This is a genomic window from Paraliobacillus sediminis (assembly GCF_003426055.1).
In genome coordinates, this window is the sequence record NZ_QJSI01000003.1 from 457,624 (window position 1) to 481,295 (window position 23,672).

Sequence of the window (23,672 nt, forward strand, 5' to 3'; positions counted from 1 at the left end):
GACGAAGCAAATGTTAGAAGAAAAAATTATCCAAGTAGAGAAAGATATTGAGCAAGAACGCAAGAAAATTCAACAAACTGCAGAGCACAATCAGCTACGGGTTTTAAATGCATTTCGCAATCAAAAGATTAGTGAGAGTCATTTTAACCCTACGACTGGTTATGGTTACGATGACGCTGGTCGAGATGGACTAGAACGCGTCTATGCTACCGTATTTGGTGCAGAAGATGCTCTCGTGCGCCTGCAGTTAATTTCTGGAACACATGCTATTACGACTGCACTTTTTGGCGTTTTACGACCTGGCGATGGATTGTTATATATTACGGGTTCTCCTTATGACACACTAGAAGAAGTGGTCGGGGTGCGTGGTGAAAATAATGGCTCATTAATTGATTTTGGGATTGAATACGAAGCGGTTTCATTAACAAAACAAGGGCAGATAGATTGGCAAGCAGTAAAAAGTCACATAAACGAACAAACAAAGGTAATTGGTATCCAACGCTCTAAAGGATATGCAGATCGCCCATCATTTACAATTGATGAAATAGAAAAAATGATTACATATGTGAAGTCAATTAAAGAAGATGTAATTGTTTTTGTTGATAATTGTTATGGTGAATTTGTAGAAGAAAAAGAACCAACACATGTAGGAGCAGATCTAATAGCTGGTTCTTTGATTAAGAATCCAGGTGGTGGAATCGCACGTACGGGTGGTTATATCGCAGGTAAGAAAGACTTAATTGAACTTGCAGCTAATCGCTTGACTGCGCCTGGTTTAGGGAAAGAGACTGGAGCGAGTTTGGGTGTTACACAAGAGTTGTTTCAAGGCTTTTTTCTTGCACCACATGTTGTAAGTGAAGCATTACAAGGAGCAGTGTTCACTTCACGGATGTTAGAAGTAGTTGGATTTAGTACTACACCTGCTTTTAATGTCCACAGAACAGATTTGATTCAATCTGTTACTTTTGATACGGCAGAACAAATGATTGCTTTTTGTCAATCTATTCAACGATCGTCCCCAATAAATGCACACGTAACGCCATATCCAGCTGACATGCCTGGATATGAGGATGATGTAATTATGGCTGCTGGTACATTTATCCAAGGTGCAAGTCTTGAATTAACAGCAGATGGACCGATTCGTTCGCCATATACAGCATATGTTCAAGGTGGCTTGGTATATGCACATGTTAAAATAGCAATAATAGAAGCAATTGAAAGTTTTTATGAAAAAGGCTTTCTGAATTAATCAGCAAAGGGTAGACCAATAAATGGAATAATAAGGTTAAATTTATGTGATTTTAATGAATAATACAAATTTTTTGAATCTTTTTATGTAAAGAAAGCTCACACGTATTGACAATTATATTAGCAAATGTATAATGGGAATATGGAAAGGCAAGTTAGGAAGGGGTGGAGGTTATGAGCGAGATCGATAGACGTTCAATGCCCTTATTTTCCATTGGTATAGTCAAATCTTTGGCTGATTTAACTGCAAGACAGATTCGTTATTACGAAGAACACAATTTAATTCATCCTGCTCGTACTGATGGTAATCAGCGCTTGTTTTCTTTTAATGATGTAGATCGTCTTTTAGAAATAAAAGAACTAATCGATAAAGGAATTAACTTGGCTGGTATTAAACAAGTCTTATCTGTTAAAGACTTACCAAAAACGAAAGTAGTAGATGAGCAAATGCCACCTGAATTAACAGAAAAGGAACTCAGAAAAATACTCCAAAAAGAGTTGCTGGAATCAGGTAGGTTAGGCAAGGCTTCGTTAAGACAGGGAGAACTTTCAAGGTTTTTCCATTAAAAAGATTACCTAAAGGAGAGGAAAGCATGTCAAAATTTACGCAAGATTCAATCAGAAAACTAATTAAAGAGGAAAACGTTAAGTTTATCCGTCTTCAATTCACGGATTTACTAGGAACAATTAAAAACGTTGAGATTCCTTTAAGTCAACTAGACAAAGCATTCGCTAATGAAATGGTATTTGATGGTTCATCAATCGAAGGATTTGTTCGTATTGAAGAATCAGATATGAAACTATATCCAGACTTAGATACTTTCGTAGTATTTCCTTGGACATCTGAAAAAGGAAAAGTTGCTCGTTTCATTTGTGACATTTATAATCCAGATGGTACGCCTTTTGAAGGTTGCCCACGTTACAACTTAAAACGTAATATTAAGAAAATGGAAGAACTAGGATTCTCTACATTTAATATTGGTACAGAGCCGGAATTTTTCTTGTTCGAACTAGATGAAAAAGGTAATCCTACATTAGATTTAAATGACCATGGTGGTTATTTTGATTTAGCACCTACAGATCTTGGTGAAAATTGCCGTCGTGATATCGTTCTTGAACTAGAAGAAATGGGTTTTGAAATGGAAGCTTCTCACCACGAAGTTGCTCCAGGACAACATGAAATTGACTTTAAATATGCAAATGCAGTGAAACATGCTGATGATATTCAAACGTTCAAATTAGTTGTTAAAACAATTGCACGTCAACACGGTTTACACGCAACTTTCATGCCTAAACCACTATTCGGTGTAAACGGTTCTGGTATGCACTGTAACATGTCATTATTTAAAGATGGCAAGAATACATTCTTGGACGAAAATGGTCCATTACAATTAAGTGAAACTGCTTATCAGTTTATCGCTGGTATCATTAAACACGCATTAAGCTTTACTGCAGTTACAAACCCTACAGTAAACTCTTATAAGCGTTTAGTACCTGGTTACGAAGCACCTTGTTATGTTGCTTGGTCTGGTTCTAATAGAAGTCCACTTATTCGTGTACCATCTTCAAGAGGTTTGAGCACACGTATTGAGGTTCGTAGCGTAGATCCAGCTGCTAATCCATACCTTGCAATGGCAGTATTATTAGCTTCTGGTTTAGACGGTATCGAAAACAAACTAGACGCTCCAAAAGCTATTAATCGTAACATCTATGTAATGGACAAAGAGGAAAGAGAAGCAAATGGCGTTCAAGATCTGCCAGCTACTCTATATGATGCAGTACAATTACTTAAAGGTGATGACGTATTGGTTTCAGCTCTTGGTGAGCACTTATTCGAACATTTCGTTGAATCTAAAGAAATCGAATGGGACATGTTCCGCACGCAAGTACACCCTTGGGAAAGAGAACAATACATGCAAACATATTAATAGGCAAAACCCCTTGATGCGTAAAGCATTGAGGGGTTTTTGTTTGGAATTTTATAGTGGACAACATTATTTACTAAGCTTTCAAAACAAAAACCCCAGTAGCATATCTTGTAATGCTTTAGGGGGCCAGATTTTAGATTACTCATCTGTTGCAAGCTTAATGGTATAGGTACCTCTGTCCGTGATTAATGTAAATTTTGAGTCTTCAAATTTGTAAATGGTTGAGTCTTCAATTGGTATTTCATATAAAGATGAGGGGAGAGACTGTTGTTTCTTTTCATCTGTATTAATTTCACCAGAACCATTTAATTGTAATGTATGCATGGGTTCGTATTCATCAAGCCGTCTAGTATCCTTTGAATAAGAAATAGAGGTTAATTCTAAGATTGTGTTATCGTCGTCTGCAAGTTCGTGTTTCGATATTTCAATGGTTTTGCCGGTCCACTCTTTAAGTGTTTCATTAAAATCTTCAATAGACATGTATTTTTGTGTCATTGTTATCACTCCTATCCGATAAGGTTTCCGAATTAAGCCGAAATAATACGATAGTCTGTAGAATTTACATAGAAAAAAAGTATTTTTGTTCCTTAACTAGTAGAAATAGCAGAAGGCACTTACATGTGATAACATGAATTAATAGAAGTTTTTTCAACCAACAAATTTTTCAAAGAAAAGGGGTATTTTGTATGGGACAATCGATTAAAGGTAAAATAGCGCTCGTTACTGGTGCTGGTAAAGGTATCGGAAAAGCAACAGCCATTGCATTAGCGAAAGAAGGCGTCCATGTAGGATTGCTTGCGCGAACTGAAAAGGACCTAAAAAGTGTTGCAGCAGAAATTGAGGCGCTTGGAGTTAAAGTTGCTTATGCAACAGTTGATGTAGCTTCAAATGAGCAAGTAGAAGCAGCTGTTAAAAAAGTCACAGATGAACTAGGATCGACTGATATTTTAATTAATAATGCAGGTATAGCCAAATTTGGTGGATTTCTTGACTTGAATCCAGAAGATTGGAAAAATATTATTGATGTGAATTTAATGGGCGTTTATTATGTGACAAGAGCTGTGTTACCTCAATTAATTGAGAAAAATGGTGGGGATATTATTAATATCGCCTCAACTGCTGGACAGAAGGGTGCTCCTGCAACTAGTGCATACAGTGCCTCGAAATTCGGGTTGCTTGGTTTAACGGAGTCATTAGCAATGGAAGTTCGCAAACATAATATTCGTGTAAGTGGCTTAACACCAAGTACAGTTGCTACTGAGCTTGCGGTTACCAATAACTTAACTGACGGTGATCCAGAAAAGGTTATGCAACCAGAAGACTTAGCAGAATTTATTATTGGACAATTAAAATTACATCCACGTGCATTTATCAAAACTGCGGGGTTATGGTCCACTAATCCATAAGAAGGTTGACAAAGAAGGATTCCATATCACTATATATGGGTCTTTTTTTTATGGGAATCATTCATAATAGTCCACCCATCAGGGCATACTAAAGTATTATTTACGATGGGAGGATATTCATTTGAGAGACGCGAATACTAATAAAACGATATCCGTTTTCGGACTAGGTGGTTTAAGTGAAATCGGGAAAAATATGTATGCAATTGAGTATGATGAAGCTATTTTTGTGATTGATTGCGGAAACAAATTTCCAGATGAAAGTCTATTAGGGATTGATTTAATCATTCCAGATATTACGTATTTAGTAGAAAATAAAGATAAAGTGAAGGCGTTAATCGTTACGCATGGCCATGAAGATCATATTGGAGCTATTCCATTTTTCTTGAAAGAACTACAGGTGCCTGTTTACGCAACTAGTTTTACCTTAGGATTAATTGAAATTAAACTAAAAGAGCACAGACTATTGAGAGAAACAGAGTTGGTTGAAATTGATTCACACACCCAATTGGAATTTGATCAAATCGAAGTGAGTTTTTTTAAAGTTAGTCATAGTATTCCGGATTGTCTTGGTATTGTGTTCAAAACACCAGAGGGAAATATTGTGCATACTGGTGACTTTAAGTTTGATTTAACGCCTGCAAATGATCGGAAATCAGATATTCATAAGATGGTTGAGATCGGTAGAGAGGGTGTATTACTTCTTTTATCAGAAAGTACGAATGCTGAACGTCCAGGTTTAACACCATCTGAACAAATGGTTGGGGAGCATATAATTGAAGCGTTTGAAAAAGCGGAAAGAAAAGTTATTATTTCAACTTTTGCATCAAATATTTATCGCGTACAACAAGTAGTTGATGCTGCACAAGTAACCGGTCGTAAACTTGCACTTCTTGGTCGGAGTATGCTGAATGTTGTAGAAGTTGCAACCGAGCGTGGTTATTTAGAAATTCCGGATGACATGTTGATCGATCAAGCCGCAATTAATGATATGCCTCCTGAAAAAGTTGCGATTCTTTGTACGGGTAGTCAAGGTGAACCACTTGCAGCTTTATCGCGTTTATCGACGGGTAACTTTAGAGGCGTTGATATACTCGCAGAAGATACAGTGATTTTTGCTGCGGGACCAATACCTGGTAATGAAACAAATGTTACGCGAATAGTTGATAATTTGTATTTACTTGGTGCTAAAGTAATCTATGGCTCTGAAAGTTCATCCGGTCTACACGTATCGGGACATGGCTACCAGGAAGATTTAAAATTGATGCTAACATTCATGCAACCAAAATACTTCATTCCAATACATGGCGAATATCGTATGTTATTCAAACATCGCTTATTAGCGGAATCAATTGGCGTAGAGAAGGACAACACATTTATTCTTAATAATGGTGATGTTGTTGATCTTGACGATTCAGTTGCACGACAAACGAGAACAATACCAACTGGTAATACATACATTGATGGGATTGGAATTGGTGGTGTAGGAGAAGTAGTTTTGCGCGATCGCAAACAGCTTTCTGAAGATGGTATGTTAGTTATTGTCCTAACAATGAGCAAGAATGAAAAGAAACTTATTTCTCCACCTGATACTATTTCACGTGGATTCGTTTATATGAGAGAATCTGAGGAATTACTTGATGAGGTGAACAAACTGATTACCCAAACCGTTAGAGATCAAGAAAAGTCATCGGGAAGAAATCAATGGAGTGCAATTAAACAAGATGTAAGAAAATCAGTTGGGAAATATATTTTTAATCAAACAAAGAAAAAACCAATGATCCTACCGATTATTATTGAAGTATAAGCAAAAAAAAGATGGTACTCGCGGGTACCATCTTTTTTTGCTCGAATCTTTTTGTTATCGCTAGAATGCCAATTTAAATGCATCAATTCATCTAGTCTTTTATGTCACGATGTGATATAGTCGATCTATGAAACAGTAATTAATGATTAGAATAGTTGGAGTTGTGTTAATGACAATTGAAAAAGTTTTAAAAACATACATACCAATGACCGAGACAGCTTTCTATATACTGTTATCTTTAACGGAACCGCGACATGGTTACGGTATTATTAAACATGTGGAAGAGATTACAGATTATCGAATTCGATTGGGGTCAGGTACGATTTATGGCACATTAACGAAGATGCAAAGAGATGGTATTATTAGCGTTTATGCAGATCAAAAAAGAAAAAAGATATACGAAATAACAAAAATAGGTAAAGTATTAATGCTAGAGGAGATCAAAAGAATTGAAGAAATCCATGCGAATGCGCTAAAATATCGAGGGGGATTTAGATGAAGAAGATATGGTGTCCGTTTTGGAGTTATCGTATCGTGGAAATAGAAGAGTGGCTTTCTGCAATGGCACTTGAAGGATACCATATAAAAAAGATAAATATGCTTACACGTTTTTTTTATTTTGAAGAAGGAATGAAGCAAGAGCTATCCTATAGAATTGGATTTGATAAGGGGGATCATCCATTATCAATGGCACTTGATAATGATGGTTGGAAGGAAGTTTGTAAAAGCCATTCCTGGTATGTGCTAGCAAATGAAAAAACGTTGGAACAAGTTAAAACAGTACCAATACGAGAAGGAATTGTAACGCATTATAGAAAGATAAAGGACGTATATAGTGTGCTATTGTTTTTTGTCATTGCTATGTCTATCAGCCCTTTATTCCTAGTATTTGATTTATTGTTCAATAAAGATAATGTAATAATTGAAAAAAGCCCGATGTGGATTGTTATGATTGCAATCTGGATATTCATTTGGATGTTACCTACATACACACTAATCAAAATAAAAAAGTCAACTAAACTGTTGGTAAAAAATGAAATAGTGAAACCAATATATTACAGAAATAAGAAGGCACACGTAGTGATGAAGTTACGATTTGGTTGGATATATGCGCCAGATAAAATGGTAACTTGGCTAGAGTCAATGGAAGCGAAGGGGTATCATCTGTACCGGATGAATAAGCTTGGAATTTTCTATTTTGAAAAAGGTGTTCCTAGAAAAGTTAGCTACTTTGCGGATTGTCAAAATACAACGCCTCAAAGTTATTTCGATATGCATAAAGAAGCTGGTTGGAAGTTGATTTACACTTCTAGTTTAATGTTTTCTAAATGGTCAATTTGGTCACAGCTTTATCAAGCAGAACGGCCAACTTTATACAGTGACCGTAGTGAGTTATTGCAACATGGAAGACGTGTGATGTTAACACATTTGTTATTATTTGTACCAGTAATAGCACTGTATATTTATTTTATGGTACAGCATATTAATTTCGCTTTAACGAGCGGAAATAGAGAAGTACTAGATGCTACAGTTCTTATTTTAGGATTAGCTAGTATTATGTATAGCATGTTTGTAATCAAGTCATTACTATATTATAGACGATTGAAGTTAACTGAAATATAAAGGAGAAACGAATAATGGACGAGTCGAATTCAAATTATAAAGAAGAACTTTTATTACAAGCGGTGAAGACACAATATTCTATCTTACGCTTATTGGATAATACATTATACGAAACCTATCAATCAGAAAAAGGACTACCAGAGGACCAACAAAATACGGATTTAATAAATATTGCGTATCAAATTAGAAATATCGTCGGGAAAAAACCTAAATTAAAGGAAATATATAAAAAGTTAGAAGATGATTATGGAATTGATTTAAATAATTGATGTACAATATTAATGCTATCTAGATAAAAGGAGACTATATGATGGAACTAACAATTAAATGGGATGGAAAGATGGCTTTTTCAAATACAACACCTTCAGGACATGAAATTAAAATGGATGCTTCAGAAGAGGTAGGAGGAGAGAATTTAGGTGCTAGACCGACAGAGTTACTGTTAAATGCAGTTGCCGGTTGTACTGGTATAGACATGATATCTATTTTAAAGAAAATGCGAATAGAGCCACTGCATTTTCAAATGGATGTAAAAGGGGAACGTGCAGACGATCATCCAAAACGTTTTACTACCATTTCTATTCATTATGCATTGGATGGTGAGTTACCTGAAGACAAAGTGATTCGTGCGATTCAGTTATCAAAGGACAAATATTGTTCCGTTTCGCATTCGTTAAATGCTACACTAACAGCAAGTTATTCGATCAATGGTGTCGTTGGCAAAGAAGAACTTTAGAATGTGAAATGGGACCAAGCATAATAACTGCTTGGTCCCATTTCATTTATCAATTTTCTTTTGCAAATTTCTGTTTTCGCTTTCTCTTTGGTGTTTTATACGCTTTTAGCATCTGTAATAAATCATCACGATTCAATAATGTTACACTTTTTAAGTGTGCTTGTAAGATTGCATTACTTGTGTAATACCTATTTGTAATGATCCATTTCTTATTAGCGTTATAATTCTCTGCTGCAAGTAGCAGTTCATTAACTGCAACATCACCAATGGCTATTGATCTTCGTTTAGCTTGAACAACGATTACATCATGTTCTTTTTTTAAAAGTAAATCTGCACCAATTTCTTCTGATTTTGGTATCCTCTTCACTTGATAGCCTTGTTGCTTGAATAAATGAGATAATAACTCCTCGAATTCATTGCTACTCATTTGATTCATTTCGTTAATAAGAAATTTTTTGTTCTTAAAATACGCTGGCTTAGAGGAAAAATCACCTATTCTTAGTAGCAATTGTTTTCCAATTAAATAAATGAAGTAAGAAATAGATGTTAAGAAGAAAACTGTGAGAAAAATATTTAATACGTTACTCTTATTAAATGAGATTGCTAAAGTTAACATCAGTACATTTGTTATCGAAAAAAATTTCACTTTGTCATGAAAATCCCAGTGCCTAATGGTCTTTACCTTCCAAAATTGTTTTATGTAATATTTGAACATCTTCATCACCATCACCTTTTATTGTTTAAGTGTTTTTATCTTCTCCACAATTTAATGAAATATACATAATTGATAGTTAACCCTTTGACTTTCTTTGAAAATACGACTAAAATGCACGATATGTTCGTTTTAATAATTGATTGGAGGGAGCAAGATGTTTCAACTATATAAATATAGTATTCTTTTCGTGTTTTCTATTGTTTTAGGCTTTGCTTTTAATATGTTCTTACTTCCTCATGAAATACTATCTGGTGGTGTAACGGGTCTTGCAATGATTTTTGGTTTATTAACGCCGATAAACAGTGGTATTTGGCTTGTAGTATTGAATGTACCTATTTTTATCATAGGTTGGTTGAAGTTAGGTAAAGAGTTTATTATGAACAGTGTATTTTGTGTCTTTGTAACCTCTATTTCGATGCAATATATTCCTGTGGTAGAGATAACCGATGACGTATTATTATCCTCGGTATTTGGTGGGGTCATTATAGGTATTGCGGTTGGCCTGATCGTACGTTTTTATGCTTCATCTGGTGGGGCTGATATTATTGGTCTCGTGCTCACTCAAAAACGTGATATTCCACTTGGCGGAATGATATTCGGTTTAAATAGTATAGTCGTCTTTATTTCGGGATTTATTTTTTCCTGGGACCTTGCATTATATACAATGGCATCCATTTATATTAGTGGAATTGTGGTTGATCGGGTGCATACACGTCACATAAAATTAAGTTTAATGGTCGTAACAAGTAAAGGTGATGTGTTAAAAGATACGTTAATAAAAAATTTGATAAGAGGTATTACAGTGATGAACGGTGAAGGGGGTTATTCTAACTCTGAAAGAAAAATATTATACACCGTGATTTCTCGCTATGAACTCGCATTAGTTAAGTCATTGATTAAGAACGTAGATGACACTGCTTTTGTAAGTATCAGTGAAACGGTTGAAGTAATGGGTAACTTTAGACGAGATTAAAACAGAGAGCATGCATAAAAGAGATCAGGACTACAAGTCGAAGTGTAAGTTGTAGTTCCTGACCCCTTTATAGAAATTGGACTTTGTTATTTTTGAATCAAAATATCAACCATTAATCATTAATAATAAGGATATGGGTAATATCCTGGATATCCTGGATAAACTGGTGCTACGTAAGGTAATAGGGACAGGGCTGCAAGACTTGCCAACGGAAAACGACGTGGTCTGTAACGTCTAAATCTTCTTCTAGGTGCACCATAACCATAACCACCATATCGGTTATTTTCTGTATCCTCTTCGATCACATCTTCACCGACCAATACCGTAACATTACTAAGATCTACATCAACAATAATCCCATCAAAAGAATTCCCATCTTGATGGTTAAGAAGAACATGGTGATGCATATAACCTTCGCATGAATCATGCATATTTCTAAATTGGTATTGCTCGTTATTAAAATCCTGGTGCTCAATACTCACTTCTTCTTCATCTCCTTTCAAAATACAGGATATTCATCTAGTTGATCTAAGTGCTTGTTTTTAATGAGAAAATTGTAAAAGCAATACATTCTTTAACTTCTATTCCATCTGGAACTAAGTCATTTAATCCAAAACGAATAAGGTTTAGAAATATAGTAATGCCTCTCCTAGAAAAAAACATTTCTAATCCCGATCACTGGACAAGATTAGCAGTCTATCATAGACTATATAGATGTCTATAGAATGTATATAAAAAGTAGAAGAGGTGCGTTAAAATTCATGTTACATAATCCAACAGGAAAAGAGAGATTAGCATTAGCTTTTCTGCTCAGTATGCTCGGGATACTAGGTCCACTTAATATTGATATGTATTTGCCTAGTTTCCCTGATATTGCAAGTGATTTAAATGCTAGTGCTTCACTCGTTCAACTTAGTTTAACAACATGTTTAATCGGGCTTGCAGTAGGTCAAATAATTATAGGCCCAATTAGTGATGCGCAGGGTAGAAGGAAACCCTTAATAATATCGATTTCCTTGTTTGCGCTAGCATCTGTACTTTGTGCAATCGCTCCTAATATTACTACCTTGATACTAGCTCGATTTTTACAAGGACTAACAGCTTCGGCTGGGATTGTTTTATCTCGTGCAGTCGTACGTGATGTTTTTACTGGAAGAGAGTTCACGAAATTCTTTGCACTTTTAATGGTCATTAATGCAGCCGCTCCAATGATTGCACCGATGACTGGTGGTGCAATCTTATTACTGCCATTCGCAAATTGGAATACGATATTTTTCTTTTTGGGATTATTAGGTTTTATTATTGTGGTCACAGTAGCATTTCGATTAAAAGAAACACTTCCAGTTGAGAATAGAATCCCGAGTTCATTAAGGCATTCGATTAAAACAATGGGTAATTTAATGAAGGATCGTTCATTTTTTGGATATGCACTAGTTGTTGGTTTTGTACATGGAGGTAGTTTTGCTTATGTATCCGGAACACCATTCGTGTATCAAGGGATATACGATGTGTCGCCACAAGTTTTTAGTGTTCTATTTGGTATAAATGGTTTAGCAATTATAACTGGTAGTTTTACTATTGGACGTTTAGGTGGCATTATTCATGAAAGGAAATTGTTGCGCGTTGCAGTTATTATTGCTGTCAGTGCGACGTCATTGTTACTTATTATGACGATCATTCAAGGGCCATTAGCAATGCTCGTCATACCGATTTTTATTTATATGACCGCGATGGGCATGGTACTGACAAGTTCATTTACACTTGCAATGGAGAAACAGGGGCATCGAGCGGGTAGTGCAAGTGCTGTGTTAGGTATGTTTCCCTTATTACTTGGGTCGCTTGTCTCTCCACTTGTAGGTATTGATGAAACAACAGCAATACCAATGGGTGTTATCTTGTTTCTTACATCCTCTATTGGTGCGATTGCATTCTTTATGTTAACAACTAATAAAAGTCAAACAGAGCAAGAAGTTTAAATAGGAGTTTAACTCCTATTTTTTTTTGGATATTTTTTAGTTAAAGTACATACCCTAACCTTGTTGTTCGGGGAGGTGAAGGATATGGAAAACCAAAACACTAACAATCAAAAAGGTGGAGCTAAAAAAGTTGCGAAGGCTGTTAAAAATACGGCTGGTGTTGCTTTTGAAGCTGCCGAAAATACAATTCAAGCAACTGAAAATATTGCAATGAATGCTGTCGATCAAACCGCTAATCTTGTGGATAATACAACGAATTCAATGACAAAAGGTTCTAATCAACAAAATAACAAGAAAAACAATAACTAAGTGATAGTAGGTTTATTGAACAACCTTCACTTAACATTAAGTGAAGGTTGTTCAATACATAATAAAAGTGTGTCATAAGGAGAGTAAAGCATGGATGGATATCAAATTAAGAATATGATTATTGATGATGAACTATATAGCCAAGAATCGATCACGGTGGATTTTACTCAGGATAATAAAATGTATAGTGTTATTTTAAATAAAGCTGACCTAGAGGTTGTTAATACCTGGGTATTTAAAGCTAACACATCAATGCCTGCGACTTTGCCAGACGATATTATTGAATCAATAAGGGAAGATGTGAAAAAGAAGATTTAGTAGTGCAAGCCTTTCTATTTGTTTCCTTGATTTTATGGTGCTACTATTATAAGGAATCAATAAAGAGAAAGAAGGGACAGAACTAAATGGCACATACAAACATACCCGTATCTGTCTTAAACTTAGCGCCTATTAGAGAAGGTCATGGAGCTAAAGAAGCGATAGACGATATGGTTCACCTAGCACAAGCAACAGAGAAAATGGGTTATAAACGATATTGGATAGCAGAACACCACAATACACCAACACTAGTAAGTTCAGCTACTTCCATTTTAATAAAACATACTTTGGAACATACCGAACACATCCGTGTTGGTTCTGGTGGGGTCATGCTGCCGAATCATTCACCTTTAGTAGTAGCTGAACAATTTGGTACGATGGCAACCATTTATCCAAATCGTTTGGACTTAGGTTTAGGTCGTGCACCTGGCACCGATATGATGACAGCTAATGCATTAAGACGATCTGGGAATGATACTGTCTATACATTTCCAGATGATATTAAAGACTTGCTTACGTATTTTGGACCAGATGAGGGCCAAGGTTATATTAAAGCACATCCAGGAGTTGGTACAAATATTCCGCTTTATATTCTAGGGTCATCGACGGATTCAGCTGTTTTAGCGGCCAAATTAGGCTTGCCGTATGTATTTGCTTCACACTTTGCGCCGAAACATATGGAAGAAGCGATAGCGATTTATCGTGACCGTTTCCAACCTTCTGAATACCTTGATAAACCTTATATGACTGTATGTCTGAATGTCATTGCTGCTGAAAGTGATGAAGCGGCTGAATTTGAATTAACAACCATGCAACAATTCTTCTTGAATATTGTACGTGGTACTAAAAATCCATTAAGCCCCCCTGTTAAAGACATGGATCAGATATGGGGACCACAAGAGAAAGCAATGGCAAGTTCTATGTCGAGTGTTGCTTTAGTTGGTGGAAAAGACACCATTAGAAAACAATTGACGAATTTTCAAGATAAATATAACGTGGATGAAATAATGGCTGTATCTTATATATATGATCCTGAAGTACAAAAGCGTTCGTACGAAATCTTTAAAGATGTAGTAGATGGCAATTAAGAGAGTGAAATAGAAGTAATAAGATCGTGTGAATAAAAACAGAATTAGTTTTTTATAAAAAGGTGTCAGATACTAGCAGGATATTCTCTGCTAGTATCTGACACCTAATCTTTACATTATATTTGTAGAAACTTGTGGCGAACTTTCTTCCTCTTTTTCAAAAGTTTGCTCTTGAATTGCAACCATATCTGGTTCTTTTAAGAATAGTGTGCAAAAGAAACAAACAACTGCTGCACATGCTATCGTAATAAAAAAGAATCTAGGGCTCACAAAACTAAAGATAGTTAAGAATACAGTACCACCAATATTACCGTATGCGCCTACCATACCAGAAACTTGTCCAGTTACACGTTTCTTTACAAGCGGAACCATTGCATAAACAGCGCCTTCACCTGCTTGAACAAAAAACGAGCAACACATTGTGATAGCGATGGCTAGACCTATCGGCCAACCGGATCCAATTTGAGACATACCAATGTATCCAAGAGCTAATCCTAGCATTAAGATATTTAATGTTTTTTTGCGTCCAAATTTATCACTTAACCAACCACCGCCTGGACGTGACATTAGATTCATAAAGGCGAAGCTACTAGCAATCAAACCTGCCTGTGTGATACTTAGTGCAAAAGTCTGTTCAAAGAAAAAAGGTAACATTGAGACAACTGCAAGTTCTGAACCGAATGTGCAAAAATAAGAAAAGTCCAAAATAGCTACTTGTTTAAAGGAGTATTTTTCTTTCTCTGGTACACCATTCTTTAGCGTTTCTTTATTTACATCCCAAATCTTATAAACATTTAATAACAAGAAAAAGAATAAGACACCAAGAACAGTAAAGGCAATACCATCACTAATAAAATTTAGTTGCCAGCCTAGTCTATACGTTAAAAAACCGAGAATGCCGTATACTGGAATTGTCATGATAATTAGACCGACCATATCTTTATAACTGGTAATCTCTAATGCGCCACTTTTTTTAGGTCGTTTATATTCTATTCCTACTGGCGTATCACTTACTATTCGTTTGAATATAAATCCATAACCAAGTGCAATAAGACCTGTTAAAGCAATTGCAATTCTCCATCCATTGTCACCACCAAAAATAACCGCTAATGTTGGTAAAACTATTGCAGCAGCAGCTGAACCAAAATTCCCCCAACCGCCATAGATTCCTTCTGCTAAACCAACTTGCTTAGAAGGGAACCACTCAGAAACAAGTCGGATACCAACAACGAAACCAGCACCGATAATTGCTAGAAACATTCTGGAGATCATTAATTGAATAAATGAATCTGAGAGAGCAAAAGCAAAACAAGGGATACTCAAAATCATTAATAAATTAGAAAATACCTTTTTGGGACCAAATTTGTCAACAAGCATACCAATTAATACACGAGCTGGTATTGTTAGTGCAAGGTTGGCTATTCCTAAAATAGCTACTTGGTCATTTGATAGATTAAAAGTTTCTTTTAAAGTGGATATGAATGGAGCCATGTTAAACCATACAACAAACGTAATGAAAAATGCTAACGTGGTAAAACCTAAAACTTTTCGATTTCCTTTGTAAATGTTTTTATCGATTTTTGTTTCCATATTGAAATCCACCTCTCAATTACTTTCTGTTGCTCTTATTTTAAAGGAATAAAAGAGGTATTCAATAAACATGTTATATTATCTTACAGACAAAAACAGAAATGAAAGTTATTTTGTCAGTTGTTGTAAACACTTACACCGTTGACTTCTATACAAAAAAAGCATTATATTTCAGAAAATTTAGATTTATCAAAAAGGTACTAATTATTACGTACAAACATGTTATTTTAGTTTAAAAGTGTTTGGAACGATTACTTTGCAAGTGATGCCCTTATTTACTATGTTATGAATAAAAATTTCATGGTACAATAAATAGGTACTAAACTGCATGAGATAGACACATTTAATAAATGGGATATAGAACCTATTTGACCTCATGGTTTAAAGGAGGAAAAAGAAATGATAGATGAAAAAAGACTACAAAAAGAAGCTATGAAAGTACTTAAGCTAACGAGTCGAACGTTTTATATACCAATTACCTTATTGGAACCTACATTAAAAAAGACGGTAGCTTCCGCATATTTATGTATGCGTGCAATTGATGAAATTGAAGATCATGAAATGCTCCAACCAGAAATTAAACAACATTTGTTGCATTCTATAAGTGCACTATTAAAGAGTGAGTTTGATAATGAAAGATATCAACAACTACTTGAAGAATATAAATCTTTTTTACCAGAGGTTACCTTACGCCTCGGCGACTGGCTTCTTATTTGCCCTGAAGGAATAGTTGAGCAAGTAAAAGAGTCGACTAGTATAATGGCAGCAGGTATGGGAGACTGGGCAATGAAAGATTGGCAAATTACTAGTAGAGAAGAACTAGACGACTATACGTATTACGTCGCTGGACTTGTAGGTGTTATGCTATCAGATATTTGGAAATGGTATGATAATACAGAAACAGATAGAGAATTAGCGATTGCTTTTGGTAGAGGTCTGCAATCTGTTAATATATTACGTAATCAAGAAGAAGATAGTGAGCGTGGTGTTAGTTTCATGCCTGACAACTGGAACCGCGATGATATGTTTCACTATGCTACAACGAATCTTAATTTAGGGCAGGAATACATAAAGGATATAACGAATCGCAACATCCTGACTTTTTGTAAAATTCCTTTAGCTCTTGCAAATAAAACATTAAAAGCATTAAAAAGCGGAAGAGAAAAAATTACTAGAAATGAAGTAGAATCGATCGTTGATCAGGTGACTGCTGAATAGGGCATATTTTTCCTTTAATCTAATACGTAAAATTAGACTTGTCAGGATTTAAAGCTTATAATTACTAATATCTCATATTCGAGATATTAAGTAAACACGAGGGGGAAATATAATGTTAAAGATAGGAATTATTTTAGGAAGTGTTCGTCAAGGTCGTAATGGAGAAGCTGTTGCTAACTGGACGTATGAATTTGCAACAAACCGTAACGATGATGCTGTATATGAAATTGTCGACTTAGTGGATTATAACCTACCATTTTTAGGAGCAGTAGTACCTGAGGCTGGAAAACAAGAGGCAGAAGCGGCAATTAAGGCATGGTCTGAAAAGATTGCTTCATTTGATGGCTATATTTTCGTTACGCCTGAATATAACCATGCAATAGGTGGTGCTTTGAAAAACGCACTAGATTACTTGAATCCAGAAGTAAATAATAAAGCTGCCGGTTTTGTTGGATATGGCGGACTTGGTGGTGCGAGAGCATATGAAAACCTACGTTTAATTCTAGGTGAATTACAAGTTGCTGATGTAAGAACAGCAATCGGATTTTCACTAATGACTGACTTTGAAAACTTTAGTGAGTTCAAACCTGCAGATTACCATGCTACGAATGCCAATGAAATGCTTGATCAAGTTCTTTCATGGAGCGGCGCATTGAAAAAAATAAGATAAGTAAAAAGATAACGGATTACAGCAGTTTTCATGCAGTACACAGTAATTAAGGTCTTCTGTGCGCATGGTAATTGGAAGTATTTACAATACAAGAATAGAAACTTAGAAAGGCTATTACATAAATGTAGTAGCCTTTTTTGTTTTTTCTCAATAAACAATAAGCATGCATGGAATTTTATGTTAAAATAAAATATGCTAGATTAAATGTAGTTCATAGTTTAGGAGCTTAGATATGCAAAAAAGTAAATACTCAAGATTTATGTCTTTTACAAGAGAAGAATGGGCAGAGTTTCGTTCGAATACACCGCTAAACATAACACAATCTGAAATTGAGTTCCTTTGTGGAATAAATGAAGACATATCATTAGAAGAAATTATCGCTATATATTTACCACTAATTCGCTATCTATCCGTTAGTATGGAAGCAGCTGAAAAATCCGATAAGGTTAATGATGTCTTTTTTCAACTGGAAGTTAAGAAGGTTCCATTTATTATTGGGGTAGCGGGAAGTGTTGCAGTAGGAAAAAGTACCACAGCAAGAATTTTAAAATCTCTACTGTTAAAATTAACTACTCAACCTGAAGTTGCACTAATTACAACAGATGGTTTTTTATATCCGAACGATGTACTTGAGGCTAAAGGAATAATGAATAAAAAGGGGTTTCCTGAGAGTTATGATCGAAAAGCGTTAATTGATTTTATGAAACATGTTAAGTCAGGTGAAAAAAATATTCAAGCCCCAATATATTCACATGAACAATATGATATTTTACCAAATCAATATATTGATCTTGGTGAACCAGAGATCGTGATCATTGAAGGAATAAATGTTTTACAGACTTCCAAGCTCGTAGGAGAACGAACACCGAATATTTTTGTTTCTGACTTTTTTGATCTTTCGATTTATGTAGATGCTGATGAACGAGATATTAGTAAATGGTATGTTGACCGTTTTAAAATACTAAAAAACACTGCTTTTACAAAACAAAATTCCTATTTCAATAAATACGCTACGCTTTCTGATCAAGAAACAGAAGTGATTGCGAAAGATATTTGGAATAGAATAAATAAAAAGAACCTTAAACAGAATATAAGACCTACGAAAAAGCGTGCCGACATTATATTGAAAAAGGGATTAGATCATCGCGTTTCTTCAGTGAAAATTCGCAAAAGATAATGAACGATTTCGATAATTAGCACTATAAATAATTTGTAAGGTCTTATTTACCAATAAGTACATAGCTTAATAAAAGTGATATTGCTTAGCAGTGTTTTCTAACTATTTATACTATATTGACTTTGTCGGGATTTGATGTGATAATTTTATAGAATGTCTAGTAATCTAGTGATTTTTGGAACTAATGACTAGGTTTTCACAACATTATAGAACGAAAACAGAAAGAGGGATATTATTGGAAAGAAAAAGTAAACGATTTTCAAAAAAAACAATTTGGATTAGTATTATAGCAGCTGTAATACTAGTTGGTGGTACGATAACGGCTACAACATTACTTACGAAAACTTCAAAACAAGACTACTTTTTAGCGGAACTAAATACAGCTAATTTCATGACTGAAGTTGTAGAAAATCGTTATAGTGCTGAATTTGATTGGGCCGAAGAAATTAAAGAAACACCAAGTGAAACCAATCTAGAGCTTTCTGCTGCATTTAATGATCCGGCAGGTTTTGACTCTACAGGAATGCAGGAAATTATTAATAGTTCTACTATATCTTTAACGAACAGTTTAGATCCAGAGAATAAAGAAATGAAATTTGAGGCTGCGGTAAACGTTGCTGAAATGTCAATCGAGGATATTGAGTTTTATCTTACAACTGATAAAATGTTGGCTTCTGTGCCGTTTCTTGATCAGTATGTACAAGTGAAAGAAAATGAACTTGGTAACTTACTATATGAAATAGATCCAATGACTTATACAGGAGAAGAAGAAATTGAGTTTGATTCTTTCTTTAATCAAACTGTTGTAAGCGAGGACGAAAAAGACCATTTTCAGGATGCCTATCTAAAAATGGTCTATGAAGAACTACCTGAGGATTCATTTACTTCTGAGGATGAATCGATAGAAGTTAATGGTGAATCGATTACAACTTCAAAAATTACACTTCAATTATCAGAAGAAAAGATGAAAGAAATTATGGTTAAGGTACTGAATGAAGCTGAACAAGATGAAATATTAAAAGAAGTCATTCAAAATCAAGCTTCTTTTGGTTCTTTTTCTTCAAATTCTGATGAATTAGCCCAAATTACGGAAGACTTTGAAGCAGAAATTGCCGAGGCAAAAGAAGCGATAAATGACTTTAAGATCCCTGGTGGATTGACTTCTACTTTGTGGATAAAAGATGATCTTATTGTTCAACGTGACTTTTCTGTGGAGATGGGTCCGTCTGAATCTGAGTTAGTAGTATTTGAGTTTATAGGCAAACAAGTAATGAACGAACAGGATCAAATGTTTGATTATGAATTGGTAGTGACCGATGAATTTGGTGCGAATACAATGAATTTAACGGGCGATTTATCTTGGCAGGATAATGTTGCAGACGACCAGATTACTGTTTCAGTAGGTGCTTTCGAAGCGTCTTATACAGGCTCAGAAGAAATTGAAGATGGTACAAGAAACTTTGATCGCAGATTAGCAATAAAAGATGAATTTTCTTCTCCGATGGAAGTGATTTGGAATGGAACATCTACGTATAATAATGACCAAACAAACACGGAGCAGTATGTATCCCTTAAGGGTGATGGCATTAGTGAAAATGACTTTAAGTTGCATATTAATACCAATTCACAACTCGTTAAAAGCTTAGATATTGATACGGAATCGATGGATGTTGTCAATTTAGGTACGATGAGTACTGCTGAAATTGATACGTTTATGATGGAGGACGTTACACCTCAGTTTGAGCAATGGATGACGGAATTTTATGGATCAATGTTTGACTCTGGTTCTGGTTTGTAATGAACGGAAGTGTTTATAATGTCTAGTTTAAAAAGGATTTTATTTTTTATCAAACAATATCAAGAACAGCTACAAAAGAAGTGGAAGTTTATTCCTCTTCTTTTGTTATTTCCAATTCTAATTATTGGTTTGTGTCTTACTGTTATTGTCGCTCTATTTCTTCCGAATGATGAGGAGTCAATACAAGTTGGTTTGGTTGATCTAGATCAATCTGAAGAAACTACAATGTTGGTTACTGTTATTGATGATTCTTCGTTATTAGGTTCGTACATACATATTAGTGAATATACAGAAGAAGAGGCAGATCGTGCAATAGAGAACGGGAACATTAGTACTTACATCACTTTTCCGGAAAACTTCACAGATGATTTATATAAAGGAAATGCTGTAGAGATTTCCATTATTGGAAACCCCGATAGGCCAGTAGATAGTTATATGATTAAAGAACTAATTGATAGTATGTCGCGATATATTGCATCCGCACAGGCAAACATATTAACAATAGATGAATATGCACAACAACTACCAATAGACGATGCAAAACGTCAAGAAATTCTAATGAAACAGTTTAATCAATTTATGCTGTTTACCATATCAAACGATAAAGTAATCCATGAGAAAGAAATAGCTAATATAACTACATCTTCACCACTTCAATACTTTTCCCTATCAGGTTGGTTTGTCTTATTTACAATATGGATCGTAAGTATCTACATTTTATTAGGAAAAGAAGAGAGCATGACGATGTGGAATCGGATGAGGTTATATGGTGTAACTATTTTACAACGGCTTGTTTCTCGTTTTATTGTATCGTTATTTTATGGATTTATTTTAGCGATGGTTGGATTCTATTTATTCATAAATGTAATGGATATCGAGTTTTACCTTATTGACTACGTAAGGATTAGCGTATTAGTTAGTTTATACAGTACATTGTTTTTAGTCGGTTTATTGCTAATCGAACTACTGATTAAATCAAACAAATTGGCACTAATCGTCCAGCTTTTTTTTACGGCATTTGTATTATTCATGAGTGGATCGCTACTACCATCTTTATATTTTCCAGAAGAGGTAAAATTCATTATGCCTTATCTTTATTCAACTGAGACATTTTATTGGTTAAACGAAGTTGCACTTAAAGGTCGGATGTATGTTAATTACACGTTGCTGCTTACCTTGTCTGTCACTAGTATCTGTGTTGTAATAGCGATTGCTATATGGAAGGAGCGACGACAAGCATGAAAGCAATTCTATATACGCGCGCACTTCATTGGAGTAAACAGCCATTAAGTATGATATGTTGGCTTCTTTTGCCGATTATTGCAACATGTACATTTGTTTCGGTTGCAAATCAATGGCAAAACGATATGCAAATTCCAGTTGGACTAGTAATCGAGGATGACTCGATAATGGCAGAGAACTTATCTCAATCAATAGGTAATGTACCGCTTCTTGCTGTAAAAAAAATGAATAAGGACGAAGCGTTGGTCCAACTCGAACAACATCAATTAGATAGTGTTTTTGTTATTAAGGATGGGTATCAAGAAAGTATCCAGAATAATAGTCGCAATCAGGTAATAACGGCTTATGTTTCTGATATGTCTTTGGCCTATACTCCTGTAAAAGAAGCGATTACCTCCTATGTGCAACAAGATGCTGGTAACGCTAAAGCTGCTCATACTGTTGACCAATTGGTAAGACAATTTGGTGGAGAGAAAAGTTGGGGTTGGGAAGAGATTATCGTGAGAAGCAACGAGATTCGGGAGGAAGAGGCGTTACTACATTCTACTTTTACTTTTTATAATCAAATTGAACCGAAACAGGAAGAGAGTGGCATTTCCTTATGGAATGTTTGGGGGATTTGGGCTTTCTTTGCTTTTTTAACAACTTTCTTCATATATGATTGGGTAATTAAAGAACAGCAATCGTCTATTAAAGTTAGATTGTCTCTTTTAAAAATATCATTTAGATCGTATATGTTAAGAAACGCCTTTGTTTATCTCGTTTTATTAGGCCTTTTTGACTTAATAAATATTTTGGTTCTATCCATGTATTTTGATCAATCAATTAATCTTGCAAAAATAGTAACGATAATAAGTTTCCGTTTAACGATTAGTATAGCGGCTTTCTTGTTTGCATTATACTTCCGGACAGCTTTTTTTTATTACATCTCTTCGATTCTTGCGACTATATTCTTTTCTGTGATCGGAGGGGCCTTCATTCCGATAGATGGATTAACAGATCGTTGGCCATGGCTAATTTATGCAAGTCCAATTCATGCCTTTTTAAAAGGTCAAGTTATCACGGCTTGGCTCATTGTTCTACTAATCATACTTTTTATTTGGTATTGGAGAAAGGAGAAAGTTAATGCTTACAGTAAATAACTTAACAAAAGATTACGGTTCTAAACGTGTACTAAAAGATGTCTCTTTTCAAATTAAAAAGGGTGAAGTAGTTGGATTAGTAGGCGAAAATGGAGCAGGGAAATCAACAGTGTTAAACACATTAGCAACCTTACTTCCTCTTGAAAAAGGAACGATCACATATCAGGATCTTAACTATGTGACAGATAAACAGAAACTCAGAAAAAAAATCGGCTATATTCCCCAAGAAATTGCTATTTGGGAGGAATTCTCTGTTGAAGAAAACATGGTTTTTTTTGAAAAGTTGTCATGGGAGAAAAAATCCAAAAAGCAACTCAGACAAATTTGCTTAGATATGAAGCTTACAGAGTGGAAGGAAAAAGCAAAGGTTCTATCTGGTGGAATGAAGCGTAAATTAAACATTGCTATTAGTCTGATTCATGACCCAGAAATCCTGCTTTTAGATGAGCCAACGGTTGGAATAGATTTGCGATCGAGAAAAGAAATTGGTAGCTACCTTTATAATTTGGCTAAAGAAAAAGACAAAATGATAATTTATACATCCCATGATATGGAGGAAATACTTTCTTTTTGTGATTACATTTATTGTATTGGAGAGGATCCTTTTTACAAGGAGTTATTAGAAGAGAAAGGGAAGCATGTTAACGTGTTATGAGATATAAGCAAGGGGACAAGGAAAAAGTACTTGTCCCTGTTTTATTAGCCAATTGA

At 35.0% G+C, this 23,672-nt stretch carries 25 protein-coding genes; 21 read left to right on the plus strand and 4 right to left on the minus strand.

Annotated elements, in window-relative coordinates:
- The first annotated feature begins 10 nt into the window (after window positions 1–10).
- The 3 genes from D2K60_RS14945 to glnA all read left to right on the plus strand — a co-directional run bounded on the left by D2K60_RS14945 (window position 11) and on the right by glnA (window position 3,176).
- Window positions 11–1,249 (plus strand): methionine gamma-lyase family protein, encoded by a 1,239-nt coding sequence (locus tag D2K60_RS14945; protein WP_117169633.1) that lies wholly within the window; start codon window positions 11–13, stop codon window positions 1,247–1,249.
- Window positions 1,250–1,422: 173 nt separating this feature from the next.
- Window positions 1,423–1,815 carry a MerR family transcriptional regulator gene (locus D2K60_RS14950; protein WP_117169632.1) on the plus strand — a complete coding sequence of 131 codons (393 nt, stop codon included), beginning with the start codon at window positions 1,423–1,425 and terminating at the stop codon, window positions 1,813–1,815.
- A 26-nt stretch (window positions 1,816–1,841) separates the two neighbouring features.
- Window positions 1,842–3,176 (plus strand): type I glutamate--ammonia ligase, encoded by a 1,335-nt coding sequence (gene glnA / locus D2K60_RS14955; protein WP_117169631.1) that lies wholly within the window; start codon window positions 1,842–1,844, stop codon window positions 3,174–3,176.
- A 138-nt stretch (window positions 3,177–3,314) separates the two neighbouring features.
- On the opposite strand, the gene ymzB is transcribed toward glnA, so the two are convergent.
- The gene (ymzB, locus tag D2K60_RS14960; protein WP_117169630.1) at window positions 3,315–3,671 is read right to left on the minus strand and encodes a protein YmzB; all 357 of its coding nucleotides are present in this window, start codon (window positions 3,669–3,671) and stop codon (window positions 3,315–3,317) included.
- A gap of 191 nt (window positions 3,672–3,862) precedes the next feature.
- Here ymzB and D2K60_RS14965 point away from each other — a divergent pair, with 191 nt between their 5' ends.
- From D2K60_RS14965 to D2K60_RS14990, 6 genes are all read left to right on the plus strand, one after another.
- Window positions 3,863–4,582 (plus strand): 3-ketoacyl-ACP reductase, encoded by a 720-nt coding sequence (locus tag D2K60_RS14965; protein ID WP_117169629.1) that lies wholly within the window; start codon window positions 3,863–3,865, stop codon window positions 4,580–4,582.
- 121 nt (window positions 4,583–4,703) lie between these two features.
- Window positions 4,704–6,386: a ribonuclease J gene (locus tag D2K60_RS14970; protein ID WP_240335284.1), complete on the plus strand. Its 1,683-nt coding sequence runs from the start codon at window positions 4,704–4,706 to the stop codon at window positions 6,384–6,386.
- Between the two features lie 169 nt (window positions 6,387–6,555).
- Window positions 6,556–6,885, plus strand: coding sequence for a PadR family transcriptional regulator (locus tag D2K60_RS14975; RefSeq protein WP_117169628.1), 330 nt, complete (start codon window positions 6,556–6,558; stop codon window positions 6,883–6,885).
- The gene (locus D2K60_RS14980) at window positions 6,882–8,009 is read left to right on the plus strand and encodes a DUF2812 domain-containing protein (protein WP_117169627.1); all 1,128 of its coding nucleotides are present in this window, start codon (window positions 6,882–6,884) and stop codon (window positions 8,007–8,009) included. Before D2K60_RS14975 ends, D2K60_RS14980 begins: the two co-directional genes overlap by 4 nt.
- Window positions 8,010–8,023: 14 nt before the next feature.
- Window positions 8,024–8,278, plus strand: coding sequence for a hypothetical protein (locus D2K60_RS14985; protein WP_117169626.1), 255 nt, complete (start codon window positions 8,024–8,026; stop codon window positions 8,276–8,278).
- Between the two features lie 41 nt (window positions 8,279–8,319).
- Window positions 8,320–8,745, plus strand: coding sequence for an OsmC family protein (locus D2K60_RS14990; RefSeq protein ID WP_117169625.1), 426 nt, complete (start codon window positions 8,320–8,322; stop codon window positions 8,743–8,745).
- Window positions 8,746–8,794: 49 nt separating this feature from the next.
- Here the strand turns inward: D2K60_RS14990 and D2K60_RS14995 are convergent, their stop codons facing one another.
- On the minus strand, window positions 8,795–9,466 hold the full coding sequence (locus D2K60_RS14995; protein ID WP_162880739.1) for a restriction endonuclease: 672 nt from the start codon (window positions 9,464–9,466) through the stop codon (window positions 8,795–8,797).
- A 148-nt stretch (window positions 9,467–9,614) separates the two neighbouring features.
- On the opposite strand from D2K60_RS14995, the gene D2K60_RS15000 reads away from it, so the two are divergent.
- On the plus strand, window positions 9,615–10,433 hold the full coding sequence (locus tag D2K60_RS15000) for a YitT family protein (RefSeq protein WP_117169623.1): 819 nt from the start codon (window positions 9,615–9,617) through the stop codon (window positions 10,431–10,433).
- Window positions 10,434–10,552: 119 nt separating this feature from the next.
- Here D2K60_RS15000 and D2K60_RS15005 read toward each other — a convergent pair whose 3' ends face one another.
- Window positions 10,553–10,915 carry a hypothetical protein gene (locus D2K60_RS15005; RefSeq protein WP_205418593.1) on the minus strand — a complete coding sequence of 121 codons (363 nt, stop codon included), beginning with the start codon at window positions 10,913–10,915 and terminating at the stop codon, window positions 10,553–10,555.
- Between the two features lie 279 nt (window positions 10,916–11,194).
- Here D2K60_RS15005 and D2K60_RS15010 point away from each other — a divergent pair, with 279 nt between their 5' ends.
- From D2K60_RS15010 to D2K60_RS15025, 4 genes are all read left to right on the plus strand, one after another.
- Entirely contained in the window at window positions 11,195–12,409 is a 1,215-nt protein-coding gene (locus D2K60_RS15010) for a Bcr/CflA family efflux MFS transporter (protein ID WP_117169622.1), read from the plus strand.
- An 84-nt stretch (window positions 12,410–12,493) separates the two neighbouring features.
- The gene (locus D2K60_RS15015) at window positions 12,494–12,718 is read left to right on the plus strand and encodes a hypothetical protein (RefSeq protein WP_117169621.1); all 225 of its coding nucleotides are present in this window, start codon (window positions 12,494–12,496) and stop codon (window positions 12,716–12,718) included.
- A 90-nt stretch (window positions 12,719–12,808) separates the two neighbouring features.
- Window positions 12,809–13,036 (plus strand): hypothetical protein, encoded by a 228-nt coding sequence (locus D2K60_RS15020; RefSeq protein ID WP_117169620.1) that lies wholly within the window; start codon window positions 12,809–12,811, stop codon window positions 13,034–13,036.
- A gap of 86 nt (window positions 13,037–13,122) precedes the next feature.
- Entirely contained in the window at window positions 13,123–14,124 is a 1,002-nt protein-coding gene (locus D2K60_RS15025; RefSeq protein WP_117169619.1) for an LLM class flavin-dependent oxidoreductase, read from the plus strand.
- A 111-nt stretch (window positions 14,125–14,235) separates the two neighbouring features.
- Here the strand turns inward: D2K60_RS15025 and D2K60_RS15030 are convergent, their stop codons facing one another.
- On the minus strand, window positions 14,236–15,714 hold the full coding sequence (locus D2K60_RS15030; protein ID WP_117169618.1) for a NarK family nitrate/nitrite MFS transporter: 1,479 nt from the start codon (window positions 15,712–15,714) through the stop codon (window positions 14,236–14,238).
- A 399-nt stretch (window positions 15,715–16,113) separates the two neighbouring features.
- Between D2K60_RS15030 and D2K60_RS15035 the strand changes: the two genes are divergently transcribed.
- The 7 genes from D2K60_RS15035 (at window position 16,114) to D2K60_RS15065 (ending at window position 23,616) form a co-directional block, all read left to right on the plus strand.
- Window positions 16,114–16,932, plus strand: coding sequence for a squalene/phytoene synthase family protein (locus D2K60_RS15035; protein WP_117169617.1), 819 nt, complete (start codon window positions 16,114–16,116; stop codon window positions 16,930–16,932).
- Between the two features lie 112 nt (window positions 16,933–17,044).
- A complete protein-coding gene (locus tag D2K60_RS15040; RefSeq protein ID WP_117169616.1) occupies window positions 17,045–17,602 on the plus strand; it encodes an NADPH-dependent FMN reductase in 558 nt (185 codons plus the stop codon).
- Window positions 17,603–17,834: 232 nt separating this feature from the next.
- A complete protein-coding gene (gene coaA, locus D2K60_RS15045) occupies window positions 17,835–18,779 on the plus strand; it encodes a type I pantothenate kinase (protein WP_117169615.1) in 945 nt (314 codons plus the stop codon).
- A gap of 235 nt (window positions 18,780–19,014) precedes the next feature.
- Window positions 19,015–20,577: a DUF6583 family protein gene (locus tag D2K60_RS15050; protein ID WP_117169614.1), complete on the plus strand. Its 1,563-nt coding sequence runs from the start codon at window positions 19,015–19,017 to the stop codon at window positions 20,575–20,577.
- 18 nt (window positions 20,578–20,595) lie between these two features.
- Complete coding sequence (locus D2K60_RS15055; protein WP_117169613.1) at window positions 20,596–21,819, plus strand: ABC transporter permease; 1,224 nt, start codon at window positions 20,596–20,598, stop codon at window positions 21,817–21,819.
- A complete protein-coding gene (locus D2K60_RS15060; RefSeq protein ID WP_162880738.1) occupies window positions 21,816–22,961 on the plus strand; it encodes an ABC transporter permease in 1,146 nt (381 codons plus the stop codon). Before D2K60_RS15055 ends, D2K60_RS15060 begins: the two co-directional genes overlap by 4 nt.
- Window positions 22,945–23,616, plus strand: coding sequence for an ABC transporter ATP-binding protein (locus D2K60_RS15065; RefSeq protein WP_117169611.1), 672 nt, complete (start codon window positions 22,945–22,947; stop codon window positions 23,614–23,616). The genes D2K60_RS15060 and D2K60_RS15065 overlap by 17 nt, the downstream gene beginning before the upstream one ends.
- Window positions 23,617–23,672: the final 56 nt, after the last annotated feature.